This is a genomic window from Vibrio vulnificus CMCP6 (assembly GCF_000039765.1).
In the GTDB taxonomy this organism is placed as follows: Bacteria; Pseudomonadota; Gammaproteobacteria; order Enterobacterales; family Vibrionaceae; genus Vibrio; species Vibrio vulnificus_B.
Map to the genome: position 1 here is coordinate 2,617,060 of NC_004459.3, position 12,151 is coordinate 2,629,210.

Here is a 12,151-nt window from a genome sequence, read left to right on the forward strand (position 1 = left end):
AAGAAAAAGCTCTGTCGTATCGACAGAGCTTTTTGCTTGAGGGGTTTTTGATGCTTGTTGAACACAGCTTATTGACCGCTGAATGCAATTCTCGGTGGTTTGATGCCGTGTTTCTTAAACTCTTTCATTACACGCAAAGTAATGTCGGATTCAAACAGTTTTTCATAAGCAGTATCCACCACGTAGGCTTTGCAGGTTAACTGGATAGCCAAATAGTTGTCCGTGATCGTCTGTTTCACCAGTACCACCACCGGTTTCGGCAGGTGGATGTAACGGCTAGACGAAGCCGCTTCCTGAATCAACTCACGCGCGAGCACAATATCTTCATCCATACCGACATAGAAGGGGATCACCACCTGCATGTCGAGTGCGCCATAGTTTCCACTGACCGTCACTTCATTGAGAAACTTGTTGTTCGGAATGGTAATGATGTCATCGGTCAGTGTTCTCATTCGCACAGAACGAAGGCCAATCGCGATGATGTCACCATAGTTGCCTTCGAACGTGACGCGGTCACCCACCTGAAACGGGCGATCAATCATCACCGTCAATCCGGCAATAAAAGACGCGGCCAAGTCTTTCAACGCAAAACCAACCGACACCGCCAACGTACCACCAATTAAGGCTAAGATATGGTCGTTGATGCGAAAGCTCATCATAAACACCACAAGGCCAGCGGTTAAGTAGATGAAGAACTGTAAGAACGATTGGGTTTTCTGCAACAGCATTCGATACTGCGCAAACTGGCCGCCAATGCTCTCTACCATTGAATTCATGAACTTCAACAGTAGCCAAGTAATGGCGATGATGATGACAGAGAAGAACACACCGCTCCAGCGGATCAAGCTGGCAAATTGCTGAATGTTTTCCATATTGGCGATTTCTTCCGTCGCGAAGGCCGGTGCCGAGATCAAAGCCGCGGCGAATAGCGCGTAGAGTTTCTTATTCATATTACTTCACCAGCAAATGTTGACGATCGAGAACGTTGGTAATGTAGCGGAACCAATGGTCCGAGACGCGAGCTTTATCCTCATTCCAAGCAATAAAGCCACGGCTTTCAAAGAAACGAAGTGTACCAATCACTTCAGCGATGCTGAGCTGAGTACACTCGGAGAGCTCTTCGGGAGAGGCCACTTCAAGCTGTACAATTGAACGTAACACCGCCAGCATCGGTTTAGGCATCTGCTCCAACTCTTTGGATTCCGGCGCATGGAACAAGCGCACCACGACACTATCAGACTCTTTATTGCGTCTTAACGACAAGCGGAAGAATCGCAGCGCCACTGTTGGGTTACCATCGGAGTAGTGCCACAAAATTCGGTAGAAGCCTTGTTTGGCTCGTTCTTCCTCAGAAGTCTCTTCTTGATCCCACTGCTTAGGCACCACAAGGCCATCAAAGCTCAGCGGATTTTCAATATCCTGATTTACGCGGCTATCGAGTAAGGCAGAGATCTGTTTTTCATTCCAACGAGGCAAAAAGGAGACCCAATCAAACAGCAGTCGCTCGCCACGAGCGCGATCGACAAAACGCCAGCTTGCTTTCTCAATCGCCATCACAACGCGGTGATTTTGTTTAGATCGGCGCAGCAGGTTCGTCAGCTTCATCAGTCCGGCTAAACCACCAACCATGGGCTTCACCAAACGTTGTGCGTTATCAACTGCGATGAGATACGGCGTTTCACTTTTACGCAAGAACGCTAAAATTTGCACTTCTGTCGACTCTTCTGCCAACCCTAATCCTGTCGCCAACTGTTTCAACAGCTCTGGGTAACCATCGTAAGGGCAGTTAAGGTAAAGCGGCGTGGCGTTTTTCACTTTGCCAAGTATTTTCTTCAATACCGATGTGGTACCCACACCACGCTCACCTGACAACACACAAATCGCGGGGCTATCGGTCAACAAATAGCGAGAGAGGTTTTGAATTTCGTCACTGGCGTAGTCAATCCACTCGCTGTCTTGCTGCGGAGGCAACACATATTGAAATGCCGCATCACCACGAATGCGCACCAGTGAGTCGTTGCCGTCTCGGTTGCTGGTTTGCTTAGCCACTTCGATACGGAAGAGGTAAGCCAGTGCCTGACTGAACATGGTGTAGTTTGAGAGAGTCGCAATAATGCGATGTTTAAAGTGATGGCTAATCAGCCATACCGCCGAGATTGCGGTTGCTGGAATATTGAGAATAAAGCTATCTTGGCGTTTGATTGCCCACTGTACCCAGACTGGACGCTCCGTGATGCGATCAACCACTTCAAACACTTTTTTACGCCACAGACGCAAAACGGATACAGTGACCAGAACGAACCAGAAGTACAGTGCGCTGTAGATCCAATAGTAAATGGTCCCTTTACCAAGAGTACGAACGGAGATTTGTAAAATCACGCCAGCAACAATCGCACTCCACACATAACGTCGAATCGTGGCAAGGCGAAGCGCCACCACGTCTTTACTGGAACTGCGGCTATTGCGATAAGCAAATTCAAGAATAAAGCTAATGGCGATGGAACCGCCTAAGATCCACCAAGTGAAGATCTCTAGATACACCAGATGTTGCAAACTCGGCAACTCGGCCAAAATACGCAAAGAAAGCGTAATCGCCACTAACCAAGCAATAGCGCGGTTTGCGCGGCTGAAGTACCAAATCAAACGCACCCAAAGAGTCGGCGCGTTGTTGTTATCAAGCTGGCTTTCACGAAACAACGTGATGATGCGTTTGCTGTTCGCCATCCACCACACCAACAGCAAGTACACGGCAAACACTTTCAACCCGGTCCAAATAACAGGCACTGGGGAAATAAAGGTATTTTTAATCAGAGCGCGAAAGCTTCTTATCTGAAAATGGACCAAATACTCGAGATTCAACTTCGTCAGTATCAGCTCTTGGCGAAACTGCGTCACGCCATAAGGGCCAAACCCCGTCAACTGCTCTTTGGTCGCGCTATCTGTCAATTGCAACAGCTTGGCCTTGCTACTGCCTAAGCTATTGAGGGTGAGGTATTGATTCTCTACCGTTTGCCAATGCTCAGCTGTCGGCGTTTGGCGATATTGCTCGAGCAAACGTTTGAAGGCGTCACCTTCAGACTTTTGCATGGCGATAACAGCGGTGAGCATTTGATTCACCTTCACCTGATCTTTGGCGCTCATAAAGAGCGGGTCAGGCAATCGGGCTAAATCAGACTCAACGCTGAGTGCTTGGGCGTTGATCTGAGGTGGTGTCTGTGCAGCATATTGCCATTGGGCAAAGGATGCAGGCGCAAACAGCAGGGTAAAACAAACGAATAGACGTAATATTTTTGGCATAAGTTGATCGTAATCTTTAGACATAACGAAGAGATTGTAGTCTCAAAAACTGTTCATAATTCAGACAAATAGAAATTTGCTGTGAAACTTTATCCATATTCACGTTTCAAATGTCAATGTTTTGTGATTTCAGTCATAAAAATCAAAGCTTGCACTCTGGGGCGTGAACAAGTAACGTTGCGCAGTTTTTTCTATTTGTTACTGACTCACTAAGGTAAAAGCTTTGATTTCTACAGCGAATATCACTCAACAATTTGGCGCTAAGCCACTGTTTGAAAACATCTCAGTTAAATTTGGCGAAGGCAATCGCTATGGTCTAATTGGGGCAAATGGTTGTGGTAAATCAACCTTTATGAAAATCCTCAGTGGTGAGCTTGAACCAACGAGTGGTAACGTCAGCTATGACCCAAATGAACGTGTTGCAAAACTGAATCAGGATCAGTTTGCTTACGAAGAGTTCACGGTTATCGACACCGTTATAATGGGTCACAAAGAACTGTGGAAAGTGAAGCAAGAGCGTGATCGTATTTACTCGCTGCCAGAAATGAGCGAAGAGGACGGCATGCGTGTTGCGGATCTTGAAGTCGAGTTCGCGGAAATGGATGGCTACATGGCAGAAGCGAAAGCGGGTGAGCTTCTTCTTGCTGTAGGTATTCCAATGGAACAGCATTACGGCCTAATGAGCAGCGTGGCGCCAGGTTGGAAACTGCGTGTGCTTCTAGCTCAGATTCTATTCGCCGACCCAGACATCATGCTGCTTGACGAACCAACCAACAACTTGGATATGGATACAATCCGTTGGTTGGAAGACACGCTAAACGCGCGTAACTGCACCATGATCATCATCTCGCACGACCGTCACTTCCTAAACTCTGTGTGTACCCACATGGCGGACTTGGATTACGGTGAGCTGCGTGTTTACCCAGGTAACTACGACGAGTACATGACCGCGGCGTCACAAGCTCGTGAGCGTCTACTCAGCGATAATGCGAAGAAGAAAGCGCAGATTGCTGAGCTACAAACCTTCGTAGCGCGTTTCTCTGCCAACGCATCAAAAGCAAAACAAGCGACCTCTCGTGCGAAGCAAATCGACAAGATCAAACTGGATGAAGTCAAAGCATCTAGCCGTCAAAACCCATTCATTCGTTTCGAACAGTCAAAAGAGCTGTTCCGTAACGCTTTGATTGTTGAAAACCTAAGCCAAGGTTTTGAAGATGACTTGTTCTCAGACTTCAACGCGATTTTTGAAGTGGGTGAGCGTGTTGCGATCATCGGTGAGAACGGTGTGGGTAAAACAACTCTTCTAAACACGCTGGCGGGTGTACTCGAGCCACGCACTGGTGAATTCAAATGGTCTGAGAACGCCAACATCGGCTACTACGCGCAAGACCACGCACATGAGTTTGCAGAAGACCTAAACCTAATGGAGTGGATGGGCCAATGGCGTCAAGAGGGCGACGACGAGCAAGTGGTTCGTGGTTTCCTAGGGCGTATGCTGTTTGGTCAAGACGACATCAAGAAGTCGGTAAAAGTCCTATCTGGTGGTGAGCAAGGTCGTATGCTGCTTGGTAAGCTTATGATGCACAAACCAAACATGCTGCTCATGGATGAACCAACCAACCACATGGACATGGAATCGATCGAATCGTTAAACAACGCGCTTGAGCAATACAAAGGCACATTGTTCTTCGTCTCGCACGATCGCGTATTCGTAGACTCACTGGCAACTCGCATCATTGAAATCCGTGATGGCAAAATCACCGACTTCAAAGGCACTTACTCTGAGTACCTAAAATCACGCGGTGTAGAAAGCTAATTTCGCGTTGCGTGCTTAAAAAGATCAAACAAAGAGCCTCACTGAGGCTCTTTTGCTTTTTCCACTACCTATCGTCACTCAGTCGATGACGGCAAGTAGGTTAGGGCGCTCAATACTTAAATTGGGCAACGATCTTTTCCAGCTTGTGGCTAACATCCGACACTTGTTCGCTGCATCGTACAGAGCCAGAGACGATCTCGTAGGTATCCCCCGCAAGCTGCGCAATTTGCGTAATATTGCGGTCAATTTCTGCTGATACCATTGATTGCTCTTCTGACGCGGTCGCAATCTGCGTGTTCATATCAAACATCTCGGTGATTTGAGTGCTGATGCCTTCAATCGCTTCGATCACATGGCGCGTATCCACATTCGTCGTCCGAGCTTGATCGACACTCTCTGCCATTTTGTTGACTGTTTGAGTGATGCCTTTCGTCAGTGCTTGTACGGTGGATTCAATTTGCAAGGTGGAATCATTGGTTAGGCGAGAGAGCTGACGAACTTCATCAGCGACCACAGCAAACCCTCGGCCACTTTCTCCAGCGCGCGCCGCTTCTATGGCGGCATTTAATGCCAACAGGTTGGTTTGCTCTGCAATGCCTTGAATGGCAGAGACAACGGCATTGATTTCGCGGCTTTGTGCTTCAAGTGCTTGGATCTGCGCTTGCGACTCTTCAATACTGATGGCTAACGTATCAATTCGCTTACCTGTCGCGTGGGTGAGTTGCAGTGCTTTATCGGCTTCGGTATTCACTCGTTGCGCATTTTGCGCAGCCGATTCAATATTGGCGGTGATCTCATTGGTCGTCATCACCAGTTCATTCACCGCTGTTGCAACAGACTCGGACTCTAACTTCTGCTGCTGCGCGTTTTGCATACTTTTCTGCGCTGCTTGCTCTGAGCTGCATGAATTCTCGCCAAGAACGCTCATCACGGACGCCAGCTGTTTGATGTTGTCATGTAGGTGGCTTATAAAGAGGTCAAATGAACGCGATAACTGCGCAAGCTCATCACTGCCTTTTGCATTCATTCGTACCGTCAAATCTCCGCTACCATTTGCGATGTCGTCCATCAAGAGGTTAATGGCTTTGATTCTCGAAAGAATACTACGGCCAATGACGTAGAGCAGTGACGACAACAGCGCAACGATCGCCACACCCATCCACTGTAAGTAGCTTCGAATATCCGCTGCAGTTTGCTCAACGCTTTGCTTAATGGTGGTTTGCAGATCGGTAATCGCCTGTTCGGTTTTGTGCACATTGCTACGCAACGCGCCTCTTAGACCTTCGTTTGCAGTTAAGCCAAGCGTTTCGATCGCGCTGACGTATCGAGATAAGGTGTTGGAATAATCGGTAAAAGCGGGAGACAAATCGGTTTCAAACTTGGCAAACTGGCGAAGCCCTTCGAGCAGCGCAACCTTGTATTCTTGCGTTGGTTCGGTGACAAAAGTGAAGTCGTGGTCAAGCAACTGCAAAAACTGCGCGGTAAGCTCTCCATCATTAGCACTGAGTACATTGGTTTTGAGCACGCTGCGTGCAGCAAATAGCTCACTTTGCAACGCGTCAATGCTTGCTAGCTGAGCGGCCAATTGATGAAACTGAGTTTGATACTGAGATAGAGTGGTTACAATTTGCTGACGTTGATCGTCAATAGCAATCGACTCACTGGCAAGAACGTCTGATAAGTGGTCAATGCGCTGTTGCAGTTGAGAATAGGTATTATCGAAACTCGTCAGGTATTTTTCGCTGCGACGAGCCAAATAATCTTTCTCGTGTCGGCGAAGCATCAACAGATCAATGGAACTGCTTAAGTTTTCTGTTGAGGCGTGCTCCAAAGAGGACAAATGCTTTGCGCTGTTGTTCTCATAAATCGCGTAGGCGGCAACGCCTAACAGCAAAGTCACATTGATGAGCAGCAGTTTGGCTCGGATAGAGAATGAAAAGAAAAAACGTTTTTGAACAGGTGATCCGGACATGGATACCTCCCATTTAGCCAGTGACGTAGTTAACCCATCTCCGCTTTTGTTTCATTTATGTTTCAAATTTATTGCAGAGAATACTCAACTAATAGCGCATGGGAGGCGTTTTGCAAGTAAGGCGATTTAACTCTCTTTACCTTTGACATCAAAAATGATGTTTTCACCACCAGTAAAGACTTGAAAGCGCAAGCCTTTTGCTCGTGCGATGGTGGTAATACCAAATTGACGTGCTAAATCTAAACCCATCTGCGTGACACCAGAGCGAGAGAGCAAAACAGGGATGCCCATTTGAGCCACTTTGATCACCATTTCTGAAGTGAGACGGCCTGTGGTATAGAAAATCTTATCCGCGCCCGATTCTTGGTTTAACCACATTTCACCGGCAAGCGTATCCACTGCGTTGTGACGGCCAACATCTTCGACAAACGAGCGAACTTCATCGCCTTTGCACACCGCACATCCGTGTACTGCACCTGCTTTTTTGTAGGTATCGTTGTAGTGGGTGAGCGCTTCTAAGGTCTTGTAAATATCCGACTGTTTAAGTGTCACTTGGGGCACTTGATAGTGCTCTAGTTGTTTCATCACGTTGCCATACATAGTGCCTTGCCCACACCCTGAGGTAACAGTTTTCTTTTTTAAAGCCTGTTCAATGTGTTCTACATTCTCTTTTGTCACTACCGCTGCGCTGTTGGTTTCCCAATCGATGATCACCGATTCAAGAGAATCAACTTCCGACAAGAAGCTTTGGTTCTTGAGATAGCCCAAAACGAGTGCTTCAGGTCTCGAGCCCAGTGTCATTAGCGTCACCACTTCTTTCCAGTTCAGAAGAACGGTTAAAGGGCGCTCACAAGCAATTTGCTTAATTAACTTCTCTCCATATTCATCGAATACTTCCACTTCAATGGTTTGCAAAGGGTTTTCACTGGTTTTAATAATGTTGGGTTTGACCACTTCTTTTTCCTGCTTGAATGGGTGATATCAAGAATCACCGAAGAAACACGTTTGCCAAAGGCGGGGGAACAAAATCAATTCAATAGCAATTACCGTTCCAATGTCATCTACCGTACGGCGTCTCACATCTAACACATGTTACATATGGAAACATTCGCTTTATAACCTTGGCTTAGAATTTGCTATTAAACGGCACAAAGCGACGCAACAAGTATGCACCAAGGCCTCGAATAGGACTAATGTATGTTTAAAGGCAAACGCATAGCAACATGATGGGTGGACCATGTCAAATTCAATAGACGCACAAAGTAATATAGAAAAAAATGAATACCTTTGGCCTATAGGCTGCAACCTCGTTGCCCATGAAATTGCCACTGGTATTTGGGTGACCACACAGTGGCAGTTAACGGGTTTTGAGTTAAAGCCAGAAAGCCACCATAGCCATGTCGTCACGCTTCAGTTGTTCCGTGACGAGCGAACCGACTACCGTTTTAACTTGAGTTCTCAAAACCCGAAACTCTTCGTTGTGCTTGAGAACGTAGAGGAAACGCCAAAGATCACAACCATCTCGGCATCACAATCGGTGGCTGGCCAGTATATGGATGGCGACTATTTAGTGCTTTCTTGTGAGATGCCATTGCCAATTCAGGCATGGATGGAAGCGTTTATCGGCCGTCATGGCGAGTTATTAGAAGAGCGCCGCAAGAAACGCAAAGGCGCGGGGCGGGCAAGTGGCAACTGATTTTTTCTCTCGCTGGTCCTCTCGTAAGTTAGCGGGAGATAGGCAAAAGCAGCCAAAACAAAGCGATGAAGATATCGCAGCGCACTCGTCGCTCACCGATGAGCAGAAAAACGCTGTCGAAGAAGACCGCGCATTACTCTCGAACCAGACAAGTGGCAAAAAAGAGGGTGCTGATGAGCAGACGGAGCAAGAACCTACTATTTCAGCGCTGTTGGCCAGTGAAGCGACGCAAGAAGTAAAAAAAGCGGCACTGCGTAAGCTTTTCCACAGTGAAGAGTTTAACGTGGTTGATAGGCTCAATGATTACGATCACGACTATAAGTCTTCTATTGGTGCTCTCGCACCCAATGTGGCGCAGACGTTAAGAGAATGGATGAAGCCAGTAGAGAAAGCGTTGACTGAGGCCGAGCCAGAAAGTGCACCTTGCACATTGGATGGTTCAGTAGCCGTTGATAACGATGAAAGTATTGAGGCGAACAGTGACACGCTAACGCAATCTGAGACTCAAGCCCTGACTTTATCTCAATCCGATCTTCCTGCAAATGAAACGCTAGATGAGACAAAATATCCCACATAAAAAATAGGTACATTTTGACGCGGGATGGGAAAATTCAATTGGGACAAAATGTCCCAATTGAATTTCTCGTCATCGATAGTGCCGTAAAACCCAACAAATCCTACGCTAACCGACTGAATAATAAGCGTATAAAAGTTGGTATAGCACTTGCTAATGCTCCACAACAATAACTGAATTATCAGTATGACCTGCCAATCCTTCGCAGTGTTGGCCAGTGTGGAACAGAGCAATGATAAAACAACTATTACAGCAATCGACTTCAACCAATGGCAAAGCGCGACTCTATGCGTTTGAAAACACCGTTGAGTTGGGGAATCTGATACCGCCTACCGTGAGCTATGAAAGCGGTGGTAATACACTCATCGTCGGCCCTAGTGCCATTATTCAAAGTGCAGCCGCACAATTGAGTCAAATGACTTCGCTAACTTTGCTTTCAACCGATGGCGAGAAAGGCGATGCACAAATCTATTACGCTGATTCCGTTCAGTTGAGTGGTTTTTTGGGCACCTTTACGGTGCTGGTTGAAAACCAAGGCCAACGTTTGAATCTGGCGAAGGTGGCCATCAATCACGATGTTTTTGATGTGGTTCTGGATTTATCACTTAACGGCCTCATGTCGGAAGAGGTGCCGGTCCCTGGCTATTATCCTGTTGGGCGTGGCTATCCAAAACTAACGGATGCCCTGCAAGAAATTCCAACCCTAATGGGCACGTTCGATAAGCCAAAATATTTCCGCTTAGATACCGATCTGTGTGCGCACAGTTCCCGTGGCGTTAAAGGTTGTGAGCGTTGTGTTGATGCTTGTCCGGCTGGTGCGTTAAGCAGCCAAGGTTCCGAAAAAACAGGGCATCGAATTGAGATCAATCCGTATCTCTGCCAAGGGGTGGGGACATGTGCCACCAGTTGTCCGACAGAAGCCATTCATTACGCATTACCTAATCCGCAAGAGACACAAAAGTTCATTGAAAGAACGCTGGCGAACTATGAAAGCGTTGGTGGTGTGAATCCCATTATCCTGATTTGCAGCGAACGTCATGAAATGTACAACGTCATGGCACTCAAGGCGCTACCCGACAATGTGATTCCGATTGTGGTGGAAGATCTGCCCTCTGTCGGCATCGATAGTTGGTTTGCTGCGCTCGTTAATGGTGCAACGCAAGTCTTGTTTGCTGCAAGTCGCCGCATGCCCGCAACGATTCAGCGCGTATTGAATAGCGAAGTCGCGATCGCACAAGAGCTACTTGGTCAATTAGGCATTGCGAAAGAGTGTATCGATATTCTCTATCTCGAATCATTGATGGAAGGTGCACCAGTCCTCTGTACTGAACATTTCGACCTTGCTCTTGGCGATTTGCAAGGCAACAAACGTCAACGATTATTTACTGCACTCGATGCGCTTGCAACCTCGCGTGTACCAGTAGAAAACATCGTCGCTCTTTCCAGTCATGCTCCCTATGGCGCCGTGTCTTGTGCAACAACGGGCTGTACCTTGTGCATGAGTTGTGTGGCGGTTTGTCCGACTCGCGCTTTGCACACCGATGGAGAAAGCCCTTCGCTTCAATTTGTCGAGCAAGATTGCGTGCAATGCGGTTTGTGCACCAAAGCCTGTCCTGAGCAAGTGCTGACACTAACTCCTCGTATGAATTGGGATAAAGAGAGCCGTCAAGCGGCGGTGGTGATCCATCAAGAAAAAGCCGCGGAATGCTTGCGTTGTCATAAGCCTTTCGCGCCTCAGTCCATGATCACTATGCTACAAGATAAGTTACGTGGTCACTCTCACTTTGCGAATGATGCAGCGCTTAATCGCATTGCAATGTGTGAAGACTGCCGTGTCATCGATGTTTTTGAATCGATGGCGGTAAACCCAGAAAACCAACTGAATTACTAGGGCACACGAATGGATATCCAACCAGAATCGTCATTAAGAGCCGATATTTATTTGCTGCTATCGACGCTATTTCGCCAAGCTCCATCTCCAGCATTGCTTGAGCTATTGACGTTGTTAGACACCGTAGCGGATGGCAGTGAAATGCAAAATGCGTGGTTGCAATTGAAAGCGGCCTCGAACCGTTATTCCGACGCAGAGCTTGAAGAAGAGTACCAACAACTTTTTATCGGAATTGGTCGTGGGGAAGTGGTGCCATTTGCCTCTTGGCACCTCACGGGTTCTTTGATGGAAAAACCACTGGCCGAGATCCGTACCGATCTTGCTCGCCTTGGCTTTGAACGCCAGGAGCATGTCAAAGAGCCGGAAGATCATATTTCAGCCTTATGTGAAGTGATGGCGGCGCTGATGGAACAGACCGATGCGCAGCAACAGGCGTTTTTCAACCGCCACCTTGCGACTTGGTATGTTTCCCTCACCAAGCAAATCGATCAAGCCGAACACGCCGGATTTTACTTAGCGGTTAGCCAATTGCTCGGCGCATTTTTCAATCTGGAAAAAGTGCGTTTAACGAAAATCACGCCGGACAACAAAACCAAATTAAAAATTGAGATTAAAAACTTGGCGGATTAGCCAAGCGATCTCTTTTAGAGAGGCTTAAGCCTCCAAAAATCTACCTGACAGGTAAGGAAGCAATGATGAAAGAAAAAAATGAGATTAACGAAAGCCGTCGTGACCTTTTGAAAGGTATCGCCACGGCAGCAGTAGCAGGCGCCGTCGTTGCTGGCACCACACAAGTGGCCTCAGCCTCAGAAGTTACTCCTGTAGAAAAACAGGCGAAGAAAAAGGGATATCACGAAACTCAGCATATCCGCGACTATTACGAAACTCTGTAGGAGCCATCGTCA

10 protein-coding genes are annotated in these 12,151 nt (G+C 47.3%); 6 read left to right on the forward strand and 4 right to left on the reverse strand.

The features are described from left to right. Positions 1 to 68: 68 nt before the first annotated feature. Together VV1_RS12310 and VV1_RS12315 are read right to left on the reverse strand one after the other, a co-directional pair. Positions 69 to 950, reverse strand: coding sequence for a mechanosensitive ion channel family protein (locus VV1_RS12310; protein WP_011080429.1), 882 nt, complete (start codon positions 948 to 950; stop codon positions 69 to 71). Between the two features lies 1 nt (position 951). Then, positions 952 to 3,297, reverse strand: a complete 2,346-nt coding sequence (locus VV1_RS12315; RefSeq protein WP_039555168.1) for an ATP-binding protein — start codon at positions 3,295 to 3,297, stop codon at positions 952 to 954. A gap of 223 nt (positions 3,298 to 3,520) precedes the next feature. Here VV1_RS12315 and VV1_RS12320 point away from each other — a divergent pair, with 223 nt between their 5' ends. After that, a complete protein-coding gene (locus tag VV1_RS12320; RefSeq protein ID WP_011080431.1) occupies positions 3,521 to 5,113 on the forward strand; it encodes an ABC-F family ATPase in 1,593 nt (530 codons plus the stop codon). Positions 5,114 to 5,222: 109 nt separating this feature from the next. Here VV1_RS12320 and VV1_RS12325 read toward each other — a convergent pair whose 3' ends face one another. Continuing rightward, positions 5,223 to 7,085 (reverse strand): methyl-accepting chemotaxis protein, encoded by a 1,863-nt coding sequence (locus VV1_RS12325; protein ID WP_011080432.1) that lies wholly within the window; start codon positions 7,083 to 7,085, stop codon positions 5,223 to 5,225. Positions 7,086 to 7,211: 126 nt separating this feature from the next. Then, positions 7,212 to 8,039, reverse strand: a complete 828-nt coding sequence (locus VV1_RS12330) for a formate dehydrogenase accessory sulfurtransferase FdhD (RefSeq protein ID WP_011080433.1) — start codon at positions 8,037 to 8,039, stop codon at positions 7,212 to 7,214. 283 nt (positions 8,040 to 8,322) lie between these two features. Here VV1_RS12330 and VV1_RS12335 point away from each other — a divergent pair, with 283 nt between their 5' ends. The 5 genes from VV1_RS12335 to VV1_RS12355 all read left to right on the forward strand — a co-directional run bounded on the left by VV1_RS12335 (position 8,323) and on the right by VV1_RS12355 (position 12,139). Continuing rightward, positions 8,323 to 8,781, forward strand: coding sequence for a DUF3305 domain-containing protein (locus VV1_RS12335; RefSeq protein WP_011080434.1), 459 nt, complete (start codon positions 8,323 to 8,325; stop codon positions 8,779 to 8,781). Then, positions 8,771 to 9,358: a DUF3306 domain-containing protein gene (locus VV1_RS12340; protein WP_011080435.1), complete on the forward strand. Its 588-nt coding sequence runs from the start codon at positions 8,771 to 8,773 to the stop codon at positions 9,356 to 9,358. Before VV1_RS12335 ends, VV1_RS12340 begins: the two co-directional genes overlap by 11 nt. Before the next feature lie 229 nt (positions 9,359 to 9,587). Next, a complete protein-coding gene (locus VV1_RS12345) occupies positions 9,588 to 11,246 on the forward strand; it encodes a 4Fe-4S dicluster domain-containing protein (RefSeq protein WP_011080436.1) in 1,659 nt (552 codons plus the stop codon). A 9-nt stretch (positions 11,247 to 11,255) separates the two neighbouring features. Beyond that, positions 11,256 to 11,876: a TorD/DmsD family molecular chaperone gene (locus tag VV1_RS12350; RefSeq protein ID WP_011080437.1), complete on the forward strand. Its 621-nt coding sequence runs from the start codon at positions 11,256 to 11,258 to the stop codon at positions 11,874 to 11,876. A gap of 62 nt (positions 11,877 to 11,938) precedes the next feature. Beyond that, the gene (locus tag VV1_RS12355) at positions 11,939 to 12,139 is read left to right on the forward strand and encodes a twin-arginine translocation signal domain-containing protein (protein ID WP_011080438.1); all 201 of its coding nucleotides are present in this window, start codon (positions 11,939 to 11,941) and stop codon (positions 12,137 to 12,139) included. Positions 12,140 to 12,151 lie beyond the last annotated feature (12 nt).